Source organism: Ruegeria sp. CDSA079 (genome assembly GCF_059612245.1).
Genome location: NZ_JBXWQF010000014.1, coordinates 13,840 through 37,029, shown reverse-complemented (window position 1 = coordinate 37,029; position 23,190 = coordinate 13,840). Strand labels below are relative to the sequence as shown.

Here is a 23,190-nt window from a genome sequence, read left to right as displayed (position 1 = left end):
TCAGAGTCACCCTATCGTGGGATCAGATTCAGCATTAAGTTCAAAAGTGACTAAAAGCTCTTTTTTTTCTTATACTTACACAGAACTGATTTCCACCGTAACTAATAAGATAACAGAATTCTAACTGGATATTTTTTCACCTCACGCCCAAAACACACCGTTCAAAGGAATTTTACCCCTTATTTTTGCTTAGAAAATTCGGTTTTATGCTCGCAATGCTTCCATATGCTTCATTTTGTGGTATATTGATCAAAACATAGCACATGGGCAGATTTTCAATGCGAGCAGCACCGTCCGAAGGGCTTCCTCCCTATTTCAATATTGATCCTGACCTGGCCTATGCAGAGCTGGGTGAGCCAACCGGAACCGATGAATTTTCGCAGATTGCTGATGCCTGCGCCCGAGGGCGGGCAGATCTGGCGAACCGGGGTCTGGAAGAAGGTGGGCAGAAAATGCTGCGCCTGTTTTCAACCTGGGAGATCACCAAATATCTGATCCCTGTTGCACCGGCCCATTTTCGACGGGTGTTGAAGGGTAACCCGGATTTGCCACAAGGACAGTCCGAGACGGAAGGCGGGGCCAAGTGGTTCACGCTGGATGAGGTTCTGCGGCTGCGCACACACTTTGCCTCGGAAGGATCCAAAGCAAAAGAATACCGCCCTTACCGGCCTGAAGGGTTGCCAGCCAAGATTGTCTCGGTGGCCAATTTCAAGGGCGGCGTTGGCAAGACCTCGACCTGCGCGCATCTTGCCATGTCCGCCGCTTTGGATGGCTACAAGGTGCTGGTCATTGATCTGGACAGCCAGGGCTCGATGACGTCGATCTTCGGCGGCAAGGTCAGCGATGAATGGCAGACGGTGTTCCCCCTGCTGGCTCGTCATTACGCCACCCATCTGCGCCGCGACAATCAGGGGCGGCTTGACCGGGGTGAAGCGCCGCATCCGATCGACGACACCCTGTCCGAGGCGCTGAAAACCCGCAGCAGCGATCTGATCCAGACCACACATTGGCCGAATATCGATCTGATTGGCGCTCAGCTGAACCTCTATTGGGCTGAATTCCAGATCCCGGTCTGGCGGATGCAGGGCCGCAGCTGGAAGCTGTGGGATGCGCTGACCGACACGCTGGACGAGGATGGGGTGCTGGGCGAATATGACATCATCTTTATCGATACCCCCCCTGCCCTCGGCTATCTGACGATCAATGGGCTGGCGGCTTCGGATATTCTGCTGGTGCCCATGGGGGCATCGTTTCTGGAGTTTGACTCCACCGGTCGGTTCTTCGACATGCTTCATTCCACCTTCCAGTCCATCGAGGACGGAGAGAACATGGCTGCCCGCGCTCTGGGACGGCCCGAGATGGCCTTTCAATGGGATGCGGTGCGCACGGTTATCACCCGCTATGACGGCAGCCAGCAGGCCGAGTTGGCCGGACTGATGCAGGCCTATCTGGGCCGCACCCTGTCGCCGCATTGGCAGGGATACACGGCGCTGATCGGACAGGCCGGAGAACAGGTCAACGGCATCTACGAGGCGGATTACCGCGATTTCAACCGCGAGACCTATGTGCGCGGGCGGGAAACCTTTGATGCCACCTATGCTTCGTTCAAGAAGCTGCTGATCGGCGTCTGGCGGGGTGAAGAGCGGACCCAGCAGGCCGAAGAGGCGGGGACACCGGAATTGTCGCTCTGAGCGCGATGTTTCGCGCGCGAAACACGTCTGCCGTGCCTCGAAACAGAGTCTGACCCGCGCCGAAGAAGGAGAAAGTAATGGCAAAACGCAAACGACTGACCCCAGCCCGGCCGGATTATCTGGAAGACAATCGCCCTGCCCCCGGTCTGACATCCATGTTCCCTGCAGAGACACCCCGCGCCGCGCCGCCGGTTGCACAGGTGGCCGGGGCCACGGCGGCCCAGGCTGCGCTAGAGGAGTTGTCCGGAGAATTGCGTGCCGCGCGGGCCGAAGGTCGCCTGGTGCAGGATCTGCCGCTGGATGCCATCGAAGAAACCTATCTGGTGCGCGACCGGATGGCGGCTGATGACGTGGATATGGAGGCGCTGAAGGAAAGCCTGAAGGCACGCGGGCAGCAAACACCGATCGAGGTCGTGGAATTGACCGAAGGGCGGTATGGCCTGATCTCGGGCTGGCGGCGCATGACTGCGCTGCGGGCGCTGGTGCAGGAGACGGGTGAGGCGCGCTTTGCAACCGTTCGCGCGTTCCTCAGGCAGCCGCAGAGCGCCTCGGACGCGTATGTGGCCATGGTCGAGGAAAACGAAATCCGTGTCGGGCTGAGCTACTACGAACGCGCCCGGATCGTGGCGCGGGCCGCCGAGCAGGGGGTTTATCCGGACGAGGCCGCTGCCTTGCGCGGACTGTTCGCATCAGCCAGCCGGGCCAAGCGATCCAAGATCGGATCGTTCGTTACGATCTATCATGCGCTGGATGACCATCTGCGCTTTGCCTCAGCCATCCCCGAGCGGCTGGGCCTGTCGATTGCGAAGATCGTGAAGGATGAGCCGAAGGCGGTATCTGCGCTTATTAAAACGCTGGGTAAAGTTGGGGACAAGACATGGGAAGCAGAGTTATCCGCCCTGACACAGGCGGTGAGTAGCGCCAGTTCAGATCGCGGGAATTCAGCGGTATCAGAGTCTGATACTCCCCCTAAAGAGACAATCGGAAACATTCAGTTGAAGCAGAACCGGAACGGAACTCAGATCACTCTTTCCGGCCGTGGGATGTCTGAAGCGTTCCTTGCGGACCTGCGGGCTTGGCTGCAGTCCCGCGACGGCTAATGTTTCGCGCGCGAAACACGGCTCAGGGTATAGTCTGAGCCACGGCTGCTTCCCACTCCGTTCCATTGAAGCGTTCGACGATGACAGCCTGATACTCGAACCTGCCAAGACGCTGCGCATAGTGGCATCGCCCGTCGATCGGAATGCCCGGATCCTCAAGCGTGAAGATAGCCATCTTTTCCCGGCCATCACCATTTTCCAGTCGAAAGCGCGTGGCGGCGCCTGCAAGCGGCAGAACCTCGCAGGCGGGGCGTTGCCAGACAAGCATGTCTTCGGTTCGGCACAGCGCTTCATCATGGCCGACATCAATACAATCGGCCTGCTCTTTCAGGCCGGATGAAGATTCTAGGCAGACGTGAACGGTGTGGCCGTCGAAAAAGACAGCGCCTGGTTCCGGAAAGGCAGGGCACGGTATGGGGCTGTCAGCGACGAAGGCAGGCTCCATCGGGCGGCCATAGAGCTCGGTGAAGATACCCGGCACGGGGTTGTTACGGTGAAAGACGGTCCACCCCAGAAGGCCACCCCAACTGAGTTCGGGATAGTCCAGCCCGCCCGAGATGCGAAAGTTTGTGCCGTCAAAACCTGGGGTCTCTGAGACCTGTTCAAAGATTGCGTGCGCGGTTGCGGTGTCGCGCCGCCCGGTTTCCACTTGGTCCATCCAGACCATAAGACTCAGCGTTACTGAGACAGCCACGAGACCTGCGGCACCGCCTTTGAGCAGTGTACCAATGACAGAGCCGCGTTGCCACCAGCTGCATAACTGGCTCGAACAGACCAAAACAGAGAACATCGCGAAGGGCAGATAGGCCACCACGCGTCCTGGCATCCACAGGCTTGTATATGCAAACCATGCGATCACCGGCAGAATGAAGAGACCCGCAAAGGCGCCAAATGCCACCCGCACCGCAGGGACAAGACCAGCTGTCCACAAGACGCGGAGCGCCGCCCATCCGGATGCCAGCAGAGTCATTGCCAGAGTGGCTGCGTAAATCAGTCGGATAATCCAGGGAGTGTGTTGCAACCCACCTGAGTGCAATCGTTTCCAGAAGGATGGCAATGCCGCCAGTTTTTGCAGGATCTGGTCTGAGCCTGGTTGGCTAAAACGGGTGACTTCTCCGGTATGGGAACTCAGGCTGACAGCGATCCGCCACTCCAGCAGATAGACAAGAATGGCACAAACAGACCCAATCAAGGCCACGAGGACAGCCCGCGTAACGATTTTCAGGGGAAACTTGTCGTACCGCATGATCTGAAGTGCGATGAACAGGGCGCCGAATGGGGCAAAAGGCTGATAGACCGCGCAGGAAAAAGCCAGCATTTGTGTGGCGAGAAGGGCGCGGGCAAACCAGCCCAGACCGATTGGTCGTTCGGCAAGATACCAGAAGATGCGGTACGCCTGCAGAGACAGTGCGAGTGCCAGAGGAAACGCGAAGACGTGCGACGAGAAATTCAGCGCATCGATCATGTAGAGGTGGCAAATGCTGAGGCTGAAAATCACGGTCGCAGCGAGTGGAGCTTGGGGCTCATCGATGACGGTGCGTGCAAGGACCCATGAAATCCAGAACAGGCAGGCAAAGGCGAGGGGAGCCTGAATGGGGGTCAGGAACCGCTCTCCCATGACAAAGACATAAAGCGCTTCCATTGCCCACCTGCCTTCTTCGGTGGTCCAGTTTAGAGGCATACCACCTGTGGGTGCCCCCTGAAGTTGTCGCCAGTCATCGGGATTGTACCCGTCCAGCAGCACCCCTGGCAGTGTGGCAATACAGAAGACAACCGCGCTTATCACCAGGGACTGCAAGACGGTCAGATTGAAATTCTTGAACACTGAAATACTCCGAACCCACTCAATCAATTCGCAGCCTATTGGCAGGACATGCGCTTGAGAAGCTTTGGTTTCCTAAGACCCTTTTTGCTGTATGAATCTTGCGATATTTCCAGTTCTGTTTCGATCACGCGATTAGGGGGAGTAGGCCGGGCTTGTTTCTCTGCGAAACCCCAAAAAGTCCTGACACGCATCAGGTATTGCACACGCCTTTTTGGAGGCTCATCGGTTAGATGCCCCGGTAAAAGCTACAACGCTCACCCCAATAGATCAGTCGCCGGGTTATCCGCGATGTCCACATCGTCGTAATATTTTTGCGCCTGGGCCATCGAGCGGTGCAGGGACAGGCGCATGGCGGCCTGGATCGGGGCACCGTCCAAAGCGGCCTGAGTCAGAAACCCCGAGCGCAATCCATGCGGCGAAGCGAAGCCCTCGGGTAAACCTGCAAGCCTCAGTCGGTGTTTGACGATCTGATAGATCGCATCCGGCGAGAGGCGGCGGCTCAGCACGTGGTCGGCCTTGGAGATCGGACGGAACAGGGGGCCATCGCTGATCTGTCCAACCTCGATCCAGTGCACCAGCGCCTGCGCGGCGCGGCCCTTCAATACCAGCCGTGGGGTTTCGCCTTTGGCCGTGGTCTTGGTCTCCAGCAATGACAGCCAGATGAGGCCTTTGTCGAACTCTTTCAGCGACACATCCTCGCACATCAGTCCGGTGATCTCGGAGCGTCGGCGTCCGCCCGAGGCCCAGCCCAGCATCAGCAAAGCCCGGTCGCGGCAGTCCCGACGGCTCCCGCGGCAGGTGGCCAGCAGCTGTTCGAGCACGTCGCGGGTGATCGGGTGTTGCGATTTTGGGGCAGGAGGCCGGGCGGCGGCGCGACGGGCTTTGGCCCGGGCCTGCTTCACCTGTGGGGCGTCAAACGGGCTGGTCAGGTTCTTCATCCTGTGAAACGCCAGCCAGGAGGCGATGCGGCGGTCCAGCGTCGACGGCGCCGGGCAGGCGAGGGACTTGCGCAGCCCCTGAGCAATTAGCGCTTCTGCGGTTTCGCGCGCCACATCCGTTTCTGGTGCGTCATTCAGATCGCGCGCGTGATCGAGAATGAAGGCCAGCGCAGTGGCCTCGGATTCCGGCCAGTCCAGCGCTGTCCCGAAGCGCGACGATTTCCAGGCAGTGACATAGAGCAGGTCGCGCTCATAAGCGCGCAGCGTATTGGCAGGCGTGCCGCGGACATAGAGGTCGGTGAGCGCCTCCTGATCCGCCTGAGATAGGGCAAGCGAGGGACCGGGGAGATAGAGGGCAGGGGGCTTCATGAGGGCATTCTGCGCGCTTTTCCCCGCAAAATCAAATACTCCTGATAAGCGATACTTATCAGATGTGATTGAAGAATTAGAAAATGGCAAATGTAATGATCAAAAATCTAAAATAATGCGAGCAAACCAAAGAAAGGTTTGATCTAAAAGCAATCTGACGTTCTGCCCAGGTCTTGAAAACCTGGAAGAGCGCGTGGAAGTGGGAGAGAAATGGCGCGGCGGTCCTGAGTAGAAGCCAAGTCGCGTACATGATCCGCAGGCTCAGTTCGAAGGTGATCTTGGCCGTATCGCCAAGTTGCGGAATTGGCCGTGTGATTTGTCGTTGCAGCGTGATCTCTTCGGTCAACTGAAACCTCGCAACAGAACCTGCGTTTATCAGTTTATTGCCGAAAACTGATCCCACGATAAAAGAACCATCTTGAAAAACTGCTGTTAAGTTGAGAGTAGAAACCTCTATTTACTGGCAAAGGTTGTTTGATCGTGTCCATCACTCCTGTTCTTCTCTGCGGCGGTTCCGGCACTCGTCTTTGGCCGCTGTCTCGGAAATCCTATCCAAAGCAGTTTGCCGCCATTGCCGGGGAAGAGACCCTGTTTCAGGCCTCGGCCAGACGTCTGTCCGGCGAGGGTTATGCCGCGCCCGTGGTGGTGACCGGGTCTGATTTCCGGTTTATCGTGACCGAACAGCTGCAGGCAGCGGGCATCGATCCAGGTGCGATTCTGATTGAGCCCGAAGGGCGCAATACCGCGCCCGCGGTTCTGGCTGCAGCCTTGCATGTGGCTGCGTCCGACCCTGAGGCCTTGCTGCTGGTCGCACCGTCCGATCATGTTGTGCCAGATGCAGACGCGTTCCGCGCCGCTGTGGTTGCGGGCGTGTCAGCGGCCCAGGCCGGGCAATTGGTGACCTTTGGAATTACACCGGACCGGCCTGAGACCGGCTATGGGTATCTCAAGCTGGCGGCGGCACCTGAAGGCAGCACACCCGTCAAGCTCGACAGCTTTGTCGAGAAACCCGATGTAGATACTGCCACGGCGATGGTGGCCGATGGCAAACATCTGTGGAATGGCGGTATCTTCCTGTTCCGGGCCAGCGATATCATCGCCGCCTTTGAAGCTCACGCGCCAGCGCTGATGACCCCGGTCAAGGCAGCTTGCGAAGCGGCCAAGGCCGATCTGGGTTTCCTGCGGCTGGACCCTGAGGCCTGGAGGCAGGCCGAGGATATCTCGATCGACTATGCCGTGATGGAAAAAGCTGACAACCTGAGCGTCGTGCCGTTTTCCGCCGGCTGGTCTGACTTGGGGGATTGGGACTCGGTCTGGCGTGAGGCGGGTCCGGATGAAAACGGGGTTGTGGCGACAGGCAGCGTTACGGCAATCGAGTGCAGTGACACGCTTTTGCGTTCAGAGGCAGACAATCTGCAAGTGGTGGGCATCGGCCTGAAGGACGTCATCACTGTGGCAATGCCTGATGCGGTTCTGGTAGCGGATAAATCCCGCGCGCAGGACGTGAAGAAGGCCGTCGAAGCGCTCAAGGCCAAAGGCGCAAACCAGGCCACCATATTTCCAAAAGATTTCCGCCCGTGGGGCTGGTTTGAAAGTCTGGTCGTCGGCGGGCGCTTTCAGGTCAAACGCATCCATGTCCACCCCGGCGCGGCACTGTCCCTGCAAAGCCATCACCACCGCTCCGAACACTGGATCGTGGTCGAGGGGACTGCGAAGGTCACGGTCGATGATGACGTTAAACTGGTTACCGAAAATCAGTCTGTATACATCCCGCTTGGTGCCGTGCACCGCATGGAAAACCCCGGAAAAGTGCCCATGGTGCTGATCGAAGTGCAAACCGGAAGCTATCTGGGCGAGGATGACATCATCCGTTATGAGGATGTCTACGCACGCGGATAAGATCGGGGCTGCGTCTCGCCCCTCATCGGGTCGAAAACAGCGCGACCCGATCAGAGAGGGGCTGGCAGTTTGCCACTGGGAGATTTCGATATGTCCGACATGCAGGCTGGGCAAGACAGGCGCACGTTCTTTTTCGATATATCAAGTTTGATCGGCTATGTGAGCAAGATCGACCGGTATTCCGGAATTCAGCGGGTCGTCGTGACGATGATCGTTGAGATGTCCAGGCTTGTGGATGCCGACCGGTTGTACCTGTCCTGGAGAGACAGGAAATCGGGACGCTATCTGTGTTTGCCATTCTCAGAGATCGGAGCTGAAGCATTCGCCTCGCCTGAAAGCATGCGCCGGATCTTTCGCCCGTCCGTGGCCCGGCGTGACAACCTGCCCCCTTTGAAAAAATACCGCACCAAACCGGTGAAGTATTATCTTCAGCGGACCTGGCTGGATGTGGCGGCCCGTTTGGGGCATGATCGGCGTTTCCATAAATACAATATGTCCGCCAGGATGTGGCGCGACGCGCGAAAGGGCCGCAAGCAGGTAAAACAGCAGACCCTCAGCCCGGTGGAGTTCTCATCGCGCGCGCACGCAGGTGATCACTTGGTGCTGCTTGACAGCGCATGGTTCTCGGAACAGATCGACATTTTTCTGCAAGCCCGCAAGGCAGAGCTTGTGGTTCATTCCATGGTCTATGACCTGATCCCCATTGTCGCCCCGCACACGTGTGACGGAATGGGTCCGGCCAATTTCTATCAGTGGCTCATGCGATCTCAGGAATACACGGACCATTATCTGGCAATTTCACAGGCAACCCTCAGAGATCTGAAGGATTTCTTTTCCGCCCATGATGTCGATGCCCCTGCCACCGTAGTGCCACTGGCACAGGCCGCCTTGCCATCGGGGGCAGATATGGGCCCGCAGGAGCAGGTGGTTGGGCCTCTGTCGGCAAATATTGCCACCGCAGCCTATCCGGGATTACGGGAATTGATCACATTGGATGACAGCTTGCGCCATGTTGTTGCCAGCCCCTTTGTCCTGTGTGTTGGAACCATAGAGGCGCGCAAGAATGTCTGGCGCATTGCCCTGGCCTGGAAGGCCTTGCTGGATCAAGGATATGTGGATCTGCCCAAGCTTGTCTTTGCCGGGCGTCGTGGCTGGTTGCGGCAGGACTTTGAAGACCTGTTGGCAGCCACCGGGAATATCTACGGTTATGTCCGGGTTATTGATGGTCCCTCTGACGAAGAGCTCGACATGCTTTACAGCCATTGCCAGTTCTCCATCATGGCCAGCCTGTATGAAGGCTGGGGATTGCCGGTGGGGGAGGCGCTGGCTTATGGCAAGACGGCTGTGGTCGCGAACAATTCTTCGCTGCCCGAAGTTGGAGAGGACCTGGTGGAATATTGCGATGCGACCCAGGTTTCCAGCATCGCAGAAGCGGCCAAGCGTCTGCTGGATGCCGATCATCGTGCTGCGCTTGAGGCTAAAATCGCCGCGGCCAATCTGCGCGACTGGGCCGATGTGGCCCGCGATCTGCACACTGCCGTCACCACCGCAGTCCAGATCGAGCAACAGGAAAAAACCGGCTGAACCTGTCCTGGTTCAGCCAGCAGCCTTCACTGCGCAAGGTGGGTCAGAGCCGTTCCAGCACGCGTTGCAGATCATCCGCGACGCTGCTCCATGTACGCAAGGTCGGATGTGCCGCGGTGATGCGGTTGCGCAGGTCGGAGGCAAAGGCGGTATCTTCCTGCAGGCGGCGTATATGCGCGGCCAGCTCTTCGGGGCTGTCGGGGTCGAAGTAGAGCCCCAAATCACCGCACACTTCGCGCAGTACAGGAGCCGTGGAGCAGATTGCAGGTGTTCCAAACCAGAGCGCTTCGCCTGCGGGCAATCCCCAGCCTTCCATCCGGGTGGCCATCACGACCGCAAGCGCATTGCGATACAGCGCCACCAGATCCTCTTGTGCCGGGCTGTCGATAAGGACGATCTTGTCGCGGATGGCCGCCATATCATCTGACGCCAGGTGTTTCTGAGTGGTTTTGCGCATGGCTCCGGCAATGACCAGGGTCGGCACTGTTGCACCCTGAGCTTGCAGAATCTGAAGCGCTCCGAACGAGGCTTCGAGGTTTTTCCGACCCATCGTGGCGCCGACCGTCAGGATGTAGGGTGCGGGCGGCAGTGTCAGGGTCGCTTCGCGATCCCCTTCTGCACATTCATGAACAAGCGGGATCGATGTGACCACCGGCGGAACAGGGGGCAGAACACCCTGTTCTGAGAAGGACAGCAATTCGGATTTGGTGAATTCTGATATGGTCATGATCTCGGTGGAGTTTGAAATCACGATCCGGTTGTCATCCAGGAATTTGCCTGGGAAATAAGCTGATTTATGTCCGAACTGAGAGTGAAGCGGGATCATGTCATATAGCAGCGGTACCAAACGCGGGCGCACACCGTGCCGCTCCAGTGAATCAATTGCATCCGTCATCAACTTGGGTCTGGCGGCAGAGACCAGGGTTTTGCCGGACATGTCCAAACGCGGCAGTGTCAATCCGGACTTCGCCCACATCTTCTTGTTGCGCCGTTGGAGAAGCGGATTCACCGCACGCGTTGCCAGCTTGGTCAGAAACGTTTTGCGTCTGTAGGCCGGGCGAATGCGTATTTCCTGAATGCCCAAGGGAACGTTCAGATCGACGGTCCCATCCTCGCGAAGTTCGGGAAACACTTCCAAAAACCCATCATGGGCATAGGAGAAAATACCATACCGCACCGGGGCCTTGCGCTGCACAAGCTGTAGGCCGAGTTCATGCACAACACGCATAATCCCGTAAAACCGCAGCTTGCCGGTGGAGGCGCTGAAAACCTCGGTGAGATCAAAGACAATTTCAGACATCTGACTGGCGTTACTCCGCGGCTTCATCTTTGGTGCATTGGTGTTCAAACAGTCGCCGATCTTACCATCAGCGCCCCTTGACGAAAGCGCAGGCCAATATCCGAAGATTTCCTGGTTTGGTAAGGGATCACTCTGTGGCGCGGCAGCTTTCGATAAGGTGTTTGGTGATATGCGGTGACATTCCGATTGTCTGCCTTGGGCAGAAAGCAGACCTGAATGTATCTGTACATTCCCTGAACCGCAAAAAACGCAATGATGATACCCGCTGCTGTGGAGATCATGCCGATCATCGTAACAATCGAAATTCTATCGAGCTTCTGTTGTTCTACGGCCATCAAGGTTCAGTCTGATTGGGGTTGTTCTACCCGGTCAATGAAGGAGCGATGCCTGAAAGGGCCATTAGTGTCAAGCCGAGCCCCGGACCCGTTTGAGACACCAGCCTTATCGATACGCTATCTTGCGGTCCCAAAAGGCTGTGTGGGCTTGCAAGAACACATTGGTTAATCGGCAAACTTACGCCGACAAGCGGTAGACGCATTAGGTTTGATCAGCTAAAGCCCGGCATAACAAAAGAGGGCTTAGAATGACCAAAACCGCAATTGTTACAGGTATTACCGGGCAAGATGGAGCCTATCTGGCAGAGCTTCTTCTTGAAAAGGGATATAAAGTTGTCGGCACGTTCCGCCGGGTGGTTTCCACCAATTTCTGGCGTATTGATGATTTGGGCATCCGTTCACATCCCAACCTGTCACTGGAAGAACTTGACCTGACCGATATGGGCGCAATGATCCGTCTGATTCAGAAGACGGAGCCCCATGAAGTTTACAACCTTGCGGCACAGAGTTTTGTAGGGATTTCGTTCGATCAGCCCGCTACGACATCCCAGATCACTGGCATTGGGGCGCTGCATTGGCTTGAAGCAATCCGAATTGTGAATCCTAAAATTCGTTTCTATCAGGCGTCCACATCAGAGATGTTCGGCAAGGTTCAGGAAATCCCTCAACGGGAAGAAACACCTTTCTGGCCACGCAGCCCTTATGGCGTAGCCAAGCTTTATGCCCATTGGATGACCATAAACTATCGCGAAAGCTACGATATTTTTGGCACATCCGGGATCCTGTTCAATCACGAAAGCCCGCTCAGAGGGTTGGAGTTCGTGACGCGGAAAATCACCGATGGTGTGGCCAAGATCAAACTGGGGCAGCTTGATTGCCTGGAGCTTGGTAACCTGGACGCCAAGCGTGATTGGGGATTTGCGAAGGATTACGTGGACGGGATGTGGCGTATGCTGCAGGCAGACACACCGGATACGTTTGTTCTGGCAACCGGGCGAACGGAAACTGTACGCGATTTTGTCACGATGGCGTTCAAGGGCGCAGGCATTGGTCTGCGGTTTGAAGGACAGGGGGAAGATGAAGTGGCAATTGATGCCGAGTCAAACCGTATTCTGGTGCGCATCAATCCTAAATACTATCGCCCCGCCGAGGTCGAACTGCTGATTGGTGACGCAAGCAAGGCCAAGGAAGTTCTGGGCTGGGAGGCCACGACCTCTCTTGAAGATCTCTGTCAGATGATGGTCGCAGCTGATCTGGCGCGCAACGAACGGGGCGTTTCGTTCTGATGTCAGGGGGCCGCGTCTTGATCACTGGCCGTTACGGGTTCACCGGGCGGTATGTGGCTGCTGAACTGGAGGCAGCGGGATGGGAGGTCTGGGGCACCGGCATGACGGTGCCTCCTGCGCCGGACCCGACCTATCTGCAGGCGGATCTTTCGGACAGCGCGGCAATTGAACAGGTTGTAGATACGGTAAAACCCGATGCGGTGATCCATCTGGCTGCGATTGCATTTGTCGCGCATGGAGCAGCTGAGGACTTCTACAAGGTAAATGTGATTGGAACCCGGGTTTTGCTGGAGGCGTTGGCTCAGGCCGGCGTGGGCCAGTCCGGGGTCATTTTGGCAAGCAGCGCCAATATTTATGGCAACTCGAAACATGCGCCGATTGCGGAAACAACCTCTCCGGCGCCCGTGAACGATTACGCGGTTTCGAAACTGGCCATGGAATACATGGCTCAGCTGTTTACGGATCGTTTGCCGATCGTGATTGCGCGGCCCTTTAACTACACCGGGCGCGGGCAGAATGCCCAATTCCTTGTACCTAAAATCGTGGCCCATTTCCGGCAGCGCGCCCCGCAGATCGAACTGGGTAACCTTGATGTTGCCCGGGACTTTTCCGACGTTCGCGATGTGGCGCATGCTTATCGGGCATTGCTGCGTCCGGATTTGCGCGGACGGCAGGTCAATATCTGCTCCGGAGTGGCGACCCCTTTGCAGCACATTGTGGACATGTGCAGCGACATTACCGGGCACAGCCTGAACGTGACCGTGAACCCCCAGTTTGTGCGCGCCAATGAGGTGAAGGAATTGATGGGGGATGTCACATTGTACCGCAGCCTCACTCAGGCCGAGCCGAATTACAGTCTACAGGAAACACTTAAGTGGATGTTGTCGTAAGCACTTGAAATAAAATGTTTTTCTGCAATGCTGGGGAAAGACGAGCACTTAACTTATAGTTGATGTTTAGGTTGCTTCGCAATCTGGGCATCTGTACGAAAGCAAAAATTCCAAAATCGAGTATGGGACATTCCGTGGCTACTTCTACAAAAGACATTTTGCAGCGTTTGGCTGGTCGGGCCCATCGGGGCGGGGCATTTAATTCGGACGTATTGATTGCAATTTCCGAAGTCCTGCCAAGTGGCGACATCAAAACGCTTGAGACCGGTTGTGGAAAATCAACCATTATGTTCTCAAACCTGGCTGCCAAGCACGTTGTATTTGCGTATGATGACAGGGATATGCCGGACAGTTCGGTTGGTTTGGTGCAGAAGGACCCGGAATTCAAAGCGGATCGCACTGAGTTTGTTTATGGCCCAACGCAGCAGACATTGCTTGTCCACCAGTTTGCGGATGACGATATGTTTGACGTCATCCTTATTGACGGGCCGCATGGTTACCCCTTCCCGGATCTTGAATACGCCATTCTTTATGAACGCCTCAAGCCAGGCGGAATTCTCATTATCGATGACGTCCACATTCCGTCGATCGGCAACATGTATGATCTTCTGCGTGAAGATCGCATGTATGAGGAAATTGGTGTTTTTGCCACAACAGGGCTTCTGAAGCGGACCGAAGTGGAAGGTGTCCCGGCGGACGGTGATCATTGGTTTGAACAGAGCTATAACTACGCCCGCTTCCCGCTTGGGATGGAAAAATACAATATTGACCGGACGCTGACGCCGGATGGGCGTATCGATCTGACGAATGGCGCGCATCTGTCTCAGTACGTGATCAAGTCCATCGAAAGTGCCGCTACCGAAAAGGCCGCGCGAACGATTGATATCGGCGCATCTCTGGAAGTGTTTGTGCCCGAAAGCGTCGGTACATCGCTGACGATCGAACTGGAATACAAGTCCATTTACGCCGACGCCGCCAAAGATGCGGTTTTGATGATTGGCAGCCATCGTGAGCCACTGCCCTACAGCAAGCGGTGGTCAAAGATCAAAACGGTTGTTCCGCGTCCCGAAGGTGGCCGTTTGATTGCGACGATCCTTCATCCACATGCCATTCCAGAACATGACCGGGACCCGGTAGCAACGCGCTATGAGTTCCGGCGCTTGGGGTCATTTGTTCGGGCCTTTAAGGTCACGGGGTCAAAGAAGGGCACGCAGCCTGTTGCCACACCGATGCCGGATACACAAAGCGCAGTGGTGCAAGAGACTTCCCACTCGGAAGATTTCAAAGTCGCTTTGGTCGAAATCGGCAAAGACTATCCCTATCAAGTTGCCGACAAGGCCGAGATCATACCACGACCGGTAGGGGCTTTGGGTGAAGCTGTCACACGCGTTCAGCGGCTTTTACAGCGCAAGCTTTATTGGTCAGTCGCCGAGCTTCTTGCATTTGATGGCACGGAATTCGCCGATGCGATTGCCTATGCCTTGCAGGGGCGGGAGGCCACCGAGGCAGAGAGCCACGCGTTGGATCGCGACAATAGCGCCCCTGTTCGCCTTCGGATGATCCTTGAGCTTGACAATGCAAACCGCAAATCAGGAAATCCCGCTCGTGTGATGGGGATAAGAAAATTGCGCAACCTTTGGCGGTTGGAGCGCCTGTGTACACGCAACAATATCAAGCCCCTCAAAAAGCTGTTTGCGAGCCAGGTGCGCAAGGAAGCACGACGTATACACCATCAACAAATCTCGCAGATTTCAACGATCCAGTATGTCCATGCTGTCCTTGACAGAATGGACATGGATGCCGGACGGGTCAAAACTTTATGAAACGCATTGTTATCGCAAATTTCTATTCCACGTGGCCGGCTGTCGGTGGTGGGCAAAGACGTATATTTTACCTTGCACGCGAGCTTTCCAAACAGTTCGACGTCGAACTCATTGTTCCGGACAGGAATGGGCGCAATGAGACGGTTGTTTTTGGCCCGAACCTGCGCGAGATACGGGTTGCTGTCGAAGGACGGTTCCGTGAGCTCGAGATCAAGTTGGATGCCGAAGTCCAAATGGCAGCTGATGTCGCTTATGCTCTGCATTGGGATGAATGCGCCCTGTACAATGAAGTTCTTGCCAAGCGGCTGGCTGTATCGGACGCATGTGTAACAGCACACCCTTATTCGATTTATGCGCTTCTGCAGGCGCGGGGCGACACGGGCATCCCGATTGTCTTTGACTCTCAGAATGTTGAGCTTCAGCAGAAATCCTCTGTCCTTGAACGCTTTCCACATCTGTTGGAAGCTGTTCGGGATGTGGAGGAAACGGCGCTGTTGAAGTCGCAACATGCGATTGCCTGTACACCCAACGACGCAACCACTTTCGCGAAGGAATACGGTGTAGACGCCGACCAGATAACGATCATCGAAAACGGTGTGGACGCGCTTGGGGTGCCCCATGTGCCGGAAGATGCGTTGACCCAGATACGCACGCGTTTGGGTTTGAAAGATCAGCTGACAGCGGTCTTCGGTGGTTCTTTCCATCATCCGAATTTCTCGGCTGCCGACCGCATCCTCGATTTTGCAAAACAGATCCCGGACATGCAATTCATTGTGCTGGGTGGGGTGTGCAACTACGGCCCGTTGAGAGACACGACTCTGGAAAACGTCATTCGTTTGGGAGAGGTTGATGAAACCACCAAATGGATGGCATTCCGTGTTGCGGATATTGGCCTCAACCCAATGGATCTTGGGTCAGGTTCCAACATCAAGATGTTCGAGTATGCAGCCGCTGAGCTGGCTGTGGTCTCTTCACCGTTTGGTGCCCGCGGCCTGGGTCTGAAGGAAGAAAGCGAGTTTATCGTTTGCGCGTTGGACGAGATGCGAGAGACGCTCAGCGCCTTGACGATCGAGGATCGCGCAAGACTTGCGGACATAGGTGTTGCAGCCCGTCAGAGTGTCACCAGAACCGCCGATTGGTCAGTGATCGGCAAAAGATATAGTGCGTGTTTTTCGGCTTTGACCAGCTGAGGCAACCGTAGCCCTGCGGTTTGCTGCGTGTAGATTAGCGGGCAAGACAAAAAAAGACGTCATGATGGCAAACATCATGTCTGGAACAAGGATGGCTCGATGAGTGGCGATACTGGCCCGACGATGAAAGCAAGTGGCGCCATTTCGGAAAGCGTTCAGAGCTGCCTGGAATACTATTTGCAGAGGCATTTTCCAGCGGGCCGAGCGTTGAAATCTGCGGCCTTTGGGGACAACCCGTTTGCGCAATGCATGCAAGCCTCTTCCAAGTATTACGCTTTTGACTGGGATCGCGTTCACGACTCTCCAAACCGCGTTCTCAGATCGAAAAGTATCAATATCCTCTACATAGGCGGACCGTATCGCCTTCTGGATACGACACGCGCGATCAAACAGGCGCTTGAGTGTTTGTCCGACACCGGGGTTCTGGTTTTGCCGTGCTTGAATGTTCCGGCGAATTACCTGTGTTTTCAGTTCTTAAAAGACCATCCGCAGTTCCACTTGCACTTCACGATGGAAAACACGGCATTCTTTGGATTCCATCGTTTGCCGTCATTGGGGGAAACCGGATGGTGGTCCGAAGCCTACAATGTCGGGCATTTCCCGGCCTTTGATTATCGTGCCTATTCGATCCGCCCCAAACTGCCGGTTCGCTTTGCATATGACGGGTATCTGAGCCAGTGCGGTCCAGAGTTTCAAACGGGTTTCATGACCCGATCCGGCCGGGTTATTTCGCACGGTTATAGGTCACAGATGGCCTTCTCTCTTGAGGCACCTTCCACCAGACAAGTGGAGGTGAGCATTGAGCTGCGCGCGTTGGATCCTGCAAGCAGGCCAGATGCGGGCCTTGTTCTGCGCGTGGCCGATGCGGACCCCGTTTCGGTTGATCTAAGTGCGGCAGCGCCTGCCCGTCAGACGATAAGTGCGGCATTGCCGGATGATAACGTCCTGCCAATTGTCTTTGAGCACAGTGGGCTTGTCGTTGGATCGGGCGTGAGCGAGCCGGAGATTGATCTTCCGGATGTGAGTCTTCCGAATATCGAACTTTTGTCGGTAGCGATCACGGAATGTGGCGAACCCTCGATCCCTGTAACGCTGTCGCAACATCAGGGCAGTGTGCGAACGTTTGACCATGCCGGGCAGACTTTTCGGTTCTTCGTGGACAATCCGCATGACAGCATACAGGCGCATCACTGTGCCGGGGAATTCTACGAAATCGAAGAACTGGAACTGATTGGCGCACATGTTCCGGCAAACGCCCGAATACTCGATATCGGCGCAAATATCGGGAACCATGCGGTCTATTTCGAGAAAATCCTGAAGGCGCAGAAAGTCACGGCGATTGAACTGCAGCAACGCGTTATTTCGGTTTTGCGCCTGAATGTTGCGCTGAACGAACTGAAGACCGTTGATTTGTCAAATCTGGGTATTGGATTTGGTGCATCGTCGCATTCTGCACGCATCCAGATCTCGCAAGCCTTCAACGTAGCAGGGGCGCATTTCGACCCGGACCCGGTGGGCGGGTTTGAAATTCGAAAAGGCGATGACGTTGTTGCGAACGAGGATTTCGACTTCATCAAGATCGATGTCGAAGGTATGGAGTGCGAAGTCATCGAAGGCCTTTCCCAAACCATTGCCAGATGCAAGCCAATGCTGTTCGTAGAAGTATGGAACGAAAATCTGGACAGGTTCCATGCCCTGCTTGCCGATCTGGGATATGAAGTCGGCGCAGAATTCCGGCGCTACGATGTTGCAACCAACCTTCTGATGAAAGCACGCACCTATGAATGATAAAGCAGGTACATCGTGCCGTCTGTGTGGTGGGGCGACCGACTACACTTTCTCAAAGACAATTCTGCGGCGTTATGACGTTCGTTATTATACCTGCCAGGAGTGTGGCAGTCAGCAGACAGACTATCCCTTCTGGCTGGACGAAGCTTACGCAATTCCGGGCCTGACGATAGATGTTGGCGCAGCGCCCCGGTGCATCAAGAACTGGTTGGCCGCGAAGGTCTTTCTGGACCTGCTTGAAATCCCTTTGACCGCAAAAGGTATGGATTTCGGAGCAGGCCCGGGACTGTTTGCCAGCTTGATGAGGAGCGTCGGACGGGATTTTCAAACCTTCGATGCGTTTGCTCAGCCGCTCTTTTCCAGCTACTCCGCGCTTGAGAATATCGATGATGCCTCACCGGACGTCATCACGGCGTTCGAGGTGTTCGAACACCTTCCCGATCCGAAGGTCACATTGGATGACTTGCTGTCCAGGGGCGCACCGATTGTCATTTTTACAACCTGGCCTGTTGATGAGCAGCCGGAAGACTGGCTCTATTATCTGCCGGATTGCGGCCAGCACGTCTTCTTCTATTCGGTGAAAGGGCTTGAAAATATCGGGCGTGCGCACGGCTATGAGATGATCGTGTCGCAGTATTTCTACGTCTTCTATGCGCCTGACAAACTGTCGGCGGAACAAGTTGAAAATGTTGGAAACTTCTCGGTCAATTCGATTGAAATGCTGGAATCCCAAGTCCAGGAAATCCTGCTTAGTGTGATTATGGGGAACGAGTATCTGGACAAAGATTTCAACGCAGCAATGGACCGTTTTGGCGCAGAGCTTCTGCCGCAACCTTCCTAGCCTTGAGGACGTATATCTAGCGCTGAAGGATGCGCTCAATTCTTGTGGGGTTGAGACACATTTCATTTATTGCGCCCGAGATCCAATTAAGTCGCTTAGATCAAACTTTCAGATGCCGTGGGCTGGAAATGAAGGTCCGGAAAATTTCGCTTCTCAATATTCTCAACAAACACAACGCAGCGTTAGTGCCATGGAGCATATCCCGAGAAGTGAGTTTACTGTTTGGACTACGCCGAATTCAAAAGGGGATAGAAGTGACTATGCGAGTTTAGTGGGTGAACCTTTGCTGTCCTGGTTAGGAAAGATAGATTCTAACCCGATATACTCTGATGAATGGCCAAAGGAACGTCGGCGAAACCGCGAGATTGTGGACGAGTTTGCGAACTCAGAGATTGTTCAAAGGTATCGCAACGAATTCGACCTGCGGTAATCGCATTTGGCTTGCTCCTTTGAAGGGGTGAGCCAACCCTACTTTAAAACGAGGGACGCTTTTGGGGTAGATCAATCGCTTCATCTTCAAATGCTGGATGTGGCGTCCTGAGCTGGACACTGCGTGCGCGTCAATCCAAACTAAAAGTTCGTGATATAACCTCTAAACTTTCGGAACCGAAACAGTGGCTCACGGAACGTTAAGCGCAGAAGGCTTCACTTCTGCTCCAGTCCAAGCGCCGCACGCGCGTTCGCAACAACCTGCATTCTGTCTCCAAACCGTTCTTCACCTGCGTTGCTGAAGTGGTCGCCATCTGACCAGAAAAGCGCATCGCAGGATAAGAAGTCCTCTGGGAAAGACAAACTGAGCAAGCTATGCTGTGATAGAAACTCCACCGGTGACTCTGAAAGAGTTTCGGCGATCGTAGCTTCGAGATTAAAAAAAACCTCTTTCGTTCCAGGGCGAAGCGCATAAGGGAATTCACATCCCGCCTTCCGAATATAAGCCGACTGAATATGTGGCTCGATCCGGGGGGATAGCCAGACTGTCGGAATATGGGATGCGATGTGTTCCAGATAGTCCTTTACGGCCTGAACATAACCCATGTGGGGTTCGAAACGGGGTACGGGTTCATTTGGCGACAACCTTTCGAACATACGCCTTCCGCCTAAATCAAACCCAAACCCGTGCAACAGATAAAACCCGGCCTGCTCAAAGACGGCGAATTCAAAGACATTTGGGTGATCTTCAATGAACTCGGCAAGTTCTATGTAGGCGCAACCGGGCAAAAGCGTATGCGGGCGACAGCCGCCTGAGACAACTCCGATTATGAAGGGCTCATTGGCCTGTGATGTGGTTATAACTGCACCATAAAGATCAATTGCGTGACTGTCGCCCAGAACGAGAATTCCGGGGCCATACTTCTGTGCGCAGTCGATGACACGCTGGCGCACGGTCTCATCAACCATGCGGACGTCGAAGACGCAGTCGCCATTGTCAAAGCGCGACAACGCATTGGTGAGTTGTTCATTATACACTTGCTCGATCATCGTAAGCATGTGTTTTTCTGCTTCAGGCATGCGTGCGAGATATGCGTTGCGCCAGCCCTTCGTCATCTGCCCCCAGACGCCGAATGCCACAAACAACAATGAGACTGTAACTGCTAGGGTGAAAACCGGCCTCCGGGAAATTGAGCGGGGTCCTGAAGTGCGGCGAAAGGGCGTTTCAACATAACGCCAACTCAGGTACGCGACTACGAATGTCAAAAAGATTAGGTAGACGAGAACGGTTGGAGATGGCGCCCAAGGTGTCCAGAGGCGGGCGAAGGCAAAGAGTGGCTGGTGCCAAAGATAGGCGCTGTAGCTGATGAGGCCGAGGCCGACGAATACGGGCTTGGCTAACAGTTTGCCCGTTATTGTCGTCGGTCCGGCAAACAGGATCACAAGGGCTGTGCCACCGACCGGGAGCAGGGCATAGATCGATGGAAATGGCGTTGTTTCACCAAAGCCGAAAATGGATACCCCGATCATCAAGACGCCCAATGCGGCCAACACGTCGTAGTCGGCGATACCACGCCGCAAGATCATGGCGCAGAACGATCCGGCCAACAGCTCCCAGGCACGCGTCGGTGCAAGAAAGAATGTGGCGCTTGGTGCATTTCGCCAACCCCATTCGCACAGCGCAAGGCTGAGCAGGGCTAAAAGCACCAAAATGGGAACAAGCAGCTTTTTCCTAAAGGTCCACAACAATAGAAGGAGCAGCGGGAACACGATGTAAAACTGCTCTTCGACCGCGAGACTCCAAGTATGAAGGAGCGGTTTTTCTTCCGCGGCGAGATCGAAATAGCCACTTTCGACCCAGAACAAAACATTTGAAGCAAAAAAGCCGACGGCCGCGACACTCTGCGCAAAATTCTTCGCTTCTGTCGGATCCATTAAGAGAAGCGCCACCGGAATGCAGGCGGCAACCATAACCGCAAGGGCAGGCAAAATGCGCCGAGCACGGCGCTCATAGAACTGCAGAAGAGAAAACGTACCGGCTTCAAGTTCTTTTAGAAGAATTGAGGTAATCAAATAGCCCGAAATTACGAAAAAGACATCGACGCCTACAAAACCGCCTTTGAAGAGTGAAAAACCAGCGTGAAAAAAAACAACTGGCACCACCGCGATCGCACGTAATCCATCTACTTCGGGGCGGTAATTCATTTCTTCGGAAACTTTAAACTGATTGCTGGTGGCGAGGAGTCAGAAAGAATATATATAAAGAGTAGATGAACGTGACCTGTCGGAAGTTGTCATACCACGTTCACGTTCGTAGCGACACAAGAAATTCACATCGTCTGATTGTGCCCGAGGGCGCGCCTTTACCTTCAGAACCCCATGCAGTTTAGCATCCGCTTTTAGCGATGGCTTCTAGGGCTTTTTCTCCAAGAGATCGTGATACATAGCGTGACCATCCCAAGTGGTAAGCTTCTCCGTTCTCTGCTCTGTTGACAAATGTCGCCACCATTTCACCGGCGCCATCGAGCACAAAAATGCGGCCACGGTTTGCTTCTTCGAAAATCAAGTGCCCGGACGGTGTGAAATCCTGCAAACCTTCGGAAACGGTTGCGGCTCCCACGCTTTCCAGCGCTTCTCGAAACGGGCTTTCCACTGAGTCCGTCTTGAAATCGTAGATCAAGGTTTCACTGGCACCTTCCACACGTGCACCAAGCCCACGATCGTAGGCGTTGTTGTTGAATACAGCGATCCGGTGATCGTCGAGGATGTCAACATCGTGCTGTGACAACCACGGCCCCGCCTTTGACCATAAGATTTCTCGGGTTGATGGGCGATAAAGTACGACAAGTGACGGAGTTCGAAGACTCAAAAACAGGTCGCCCTTTTGCCAGTGTGGCCCGCTGGTTAGTACGGGCTCAATGTCGTTCAAGTGCATTGGGTCGTTGTAGAAATGAGCGGCAGAAAACAGCAGATGGCGCAAACCATTCTGGACCAAAATCTCATCCAACACCTCTTCAAAAACCACGTCGCCTTCGGAGTTCACCCGCACCAAAGTGTCGCGGGCAAAATTTGGTGACAGATTTTCGGGCCATTCGTCTAGTTTATAGCTTGGAATCCAGAAACCGCCTTCACCGTCCGAACTTGTCGAATGATGAAACAGATATTCACTCAGCGACCACTGGATGTTGCCGCAAGGTGACAACATAAATAACGGCGCATTATGGTTTTTGACCAGAAGATGACCGTCTTCGGTCAAGTAGGGGTGAATATAGCGAAAATAGGCATTGTTCCAGTTTTCGTAGCGTGCAACCCCATCAAATTCCGGAAGCCGATCAACCGTAGCCAAAAGTGTTTCAGGTTCCGGCGACCAGGTTCGGTGAACTTCTCCGGTTTCAAGGGACATTAATTCGATTACGTGCTGTGTTTGATCACCGTCATACCGGCTCAGCAGCAAATACCCGGTTAGTCCACCAGAACCGGGAGGCTGTTTCCAAGACCACCCATCGGGCAAATCGGCATCAGCCGAAAGGCGAAGAAAGGGCATCATTTTGGTGTCCGGCTGCCCGAATTTCTTGATGGCTTGGCGCGTGTTTTCGGGTATTTCGGCAAGCGTCAGCGCTGTCTCTCCTATCGCTCCGAAATGAGCACTGCCGAGTTCTTTTCTGCTCCGCTCTTCATCGAGAACGATAGCGCCAAACACAAGCATGCAAAGAAAGCCCGCGACCAGAACCAGCCCCAGAAACCAGATTTCGACCTCTTTAAAAAACAACCGCTCTATCACAGGTTTCATCCTCGGGCTGTTTGGCTTGCGGATACAAAGAGTGTTTTTATGTGGAATTGGTGCCTTTCTACCACAAAATCACCCCGTCCAAAAGCGGAATGGCATTGACTTTAACACCCGC

The 23,190-nt window shown here is 54.8% G+C and carries 17 protein-coding genes; 10 read left to right on the top strand and 7 right to left on the bottom strand.

What is annotated here, in order from left to right:
• Positions 1 to 278: 278 nt before the first annotated feature.
• Complete coding sequence (locus AC2FJZ_RS14990) at positions 279 to 1,691, top strand: AAA family ATPase (RefSeq protein WP_496778576.1); 1,413 nt, start codon at positions 279 to 281, stop codon at positions 1,689 to 1,691.
• A 77-nt stretch (positions 1,692 to 1,768) separates the two neighbouring features.
• Complete coding sequence (locus AC2FJZ_RS14985) at positions 1,769 to 2,791, top strand: ParB/RepB/Spo0J family partition protein (protein WP_496778574.1); 1,023 nt, start codon at positions 1,769 to 1,771, stop codon at positions 2,789 to 2,791.
• A gap of 22 nt (positions 2,792 to 2,813) precedes the next feature.
• On the opposite strand, the gene AC2FJZ_RS14980 is transcribed toward AC2FJZ_RS14985, so the two are convergent.
• From AC2FJZ_RS14980 to AC2FJZ_RS14970, 3 genes are all read right to left on the bottom strand, one after another.
• Positions 2,814 to 4,616, bottom strand: a complete 1,803-nt coding sequence (locus AC2FJZ_RS14980; protein WP_496778572.1) for a hypothetical protein — start codon at positions 4,614 to 4,616, stop codon at positions 2,814 to 2,816.
• Between the two features lie 254 nt (positions 4,617 to 4,870).
• A complete protein-coding gene (locus AC2FJZ_RS14975) occupies positions 4,871 to 5,923 on the bottom strand; it encodes a tyrosine-type recombinase/integrase (protein WP_496778570.1) in 1,053 nt (350 codons plus the stop codon).
• A gap of 76 nt (positions 5,924 to 5,999) precedes the next feature.
• Positions 6,000 to 6,269 carry a hypothetical protein gene (locus AC2FJZ_RS14970; protein ID WP_496778568.1) on the bottom strand — a complete coding sequence of 90 codons (270 nt, stop codon included), beginning with the start codon at positions 6,267 to 6,269 and terminating at the stop codon, positions 6,000 to 6,002.
• 134 nt (positions 6,270 to 6,403) lie between these two features.
• Between AC2FJZ_RS14970 and AC2FJZ_RS14965 the strand changes: the two genes are divergently transcribed.
• On the top strand, positions 6,404 to 7,822 hold the full coding sequence (locus AC2FJZ_RS14965) for a mannose-1-phosphate guanylyltransferase/mannose-6-phosphate isomerase (RefSeq protein WP_496778566.1): 1,419 nt from the start codon (positions 6,404 to 6,406) through the stop codon (positions 7,820 to 7,822).
• Positions 7,823 to 7,912: 90 nt separating this feature from the next.
• On the top strand, positions 7,913 to 9,406 hold the full coding sequence (locus AC2FJZ_RS14960) for a glycosyltransferase family 4 protein (RefSeq protein WP_496778564.1): 1,494 nt from the start codon (positions 7,913 to 7,915) through the stop codon (positions 9,404 to 9,406).
• A gap of 43 nt (positions 9,407 to 9,449) precedes the next feature.
• Here AC2FJZ_RS14960 and AC2FJZ_RS14955 read toward each other — a convergent pair whose 3' ends face one another.
• Together AC2FJZ_RS14955 and AC2FJZ_RS14950 are read right to left on the bottom strand one after the other, a co-directional pair.
• A complete protein-coding gene (locus AC2FJZ_RS14955) occupies positions 9,450 to 10,706 on the bottom strand; it encodes a glycosyltransferase (protein ID WP_496778562.1) in 1,257 nt (418 codons plus the stop codon).
• A 44-nt stretch (positions 10,707 to 10,750) separates the two neighbouring features.
• Positions 10,751 to 11,041, bottom strand: a complete 291-nt coding sequence (locus AC2FJZ_RS14950; RefSeq protein WP_496778560.1) for a hypothetical protein — start codon at positions 11,039 to 11,041, stop codon at positions 10,751 to 10,753.
• 248 nt (positions 11,042 to 11,289) lie between these two features.
• Between AC2FJZ_RS14950 and gmd the strand changes: the two genes are divergently transcribed.
• The 6 genes from gmd to AC2FJZ_RS14920 all read left to right on the top strand — a co-directional run bounded on the left by gmd (position 11,290) and on the right by AC2FJZ_RS14920 (position 18,859).
• A complete protein-coding gene (gene gmd / locus AC2FJZ_RS14945) occupies positions 11,290 to 12,327 on the top strand; it encodes a GDP-mannose 4,6-dehydratase (RefSeq protein ID WP_496778558.1) in 1,038 nt (345 codons plus the stop codon).
• A gap of 17 nt (positions 12,328 to 12,344) precedes the next feature.
• Positions 12,345 to 13,217 (top strand): GDP-mannose 4,6-dehydratase, encoded by an 873-nt coding sequence (locus AC2FJZ_RS14940; protein ID WP_496778556.1) that lies wholly within the window; start codon positions 12,345 to 12,347, stop codon positions 13,215 to 13,217.
• 134 nt (positions 13,218 to 13,351) lie between these two features.
• Positions 13,352 to 15,040 (top strand): class I SAM-dependent methyltransferase, encoded by a 1,689-nt coding sequence (locus tag AC2FJZ_RS14935; RefSeq protein WP_496778554.1) that lies wholly within the window; start codon positions 13,352 to 13,354, stop codon positions 15,038 to 15,040.
• Positions 15,037 to 16,230: a glycosyltransferase family 4 protein gene (locus AC2FJZ_RS14930; protein WP_496778552.1), complete on the top strand. Its 1,194-nt coding sequence runs from the start codon at positions 15,037 to 15,039 to the stop codon at positions 16,228 to 16,230. Before AC2FJZ_RS14935 ends, AC2FJZ_RS14930 begins: the two co-directional genes overlap by 4 nt.
• Before the next feature lie 99 nt (positions 16,231 to 16,329).
• Entirely contained in the window at positions 16,330 to 18,018 is a 1,689-nt protein-coding gene (locus tag AC2FJZ_RS14925; RefSeq protein ID WP_496778550.1) for an FkbM family methyltransferase, read from the top strand.
• Entirely contained in the window at positions 18,011 to 18,859 is an 849-nt protein-coding gene (locus AC2FJZ_RS14920; RefSeq protein WP_496778548.1) for a class I SAM-dependent methyltransferase, read from the top strand. Before AC2FJZ_RS14925 ends, AC2FJZ_RS14920 begins: the two co-directional genes overlap by 8 nt.
• Before the next feature lie 645 nt (positions 18,860 to 19,504).
• Here AC2FJZ_RS14920 and AC2FJZ_RS14915 read toward each other — a convergent pair.
• Positions 19,505 to 21,493 (bottom strand): acyltransferase family protein, encoded by a 1,989-nt coding sequence (locus AC2FJZ_RS14915; protein ID WP_496778546.1) that lies wholly within the window; start codon positions 21,491 to 21,493, stop codon positions 19,505 to 19,507.
• 181 nt (positions 21,494 to 21,674) lie between these two features.
• Positions 21,675 to 22,994 carry an arylsulfotransferase family protein gene (locus tag AC2FJZ_RS14910; protein ID WP_496778544.1) on the bottom strand — a complete coding sequence of 440 codons (1,320 nt, stop codon included), beginning with the start codon at positions 22,992 to 22,994 and terminating at the stop codon, positions 21,675 to 21,677.
• Positions 22,995 to 23,190: the final 196 nt, after the last annotated feature.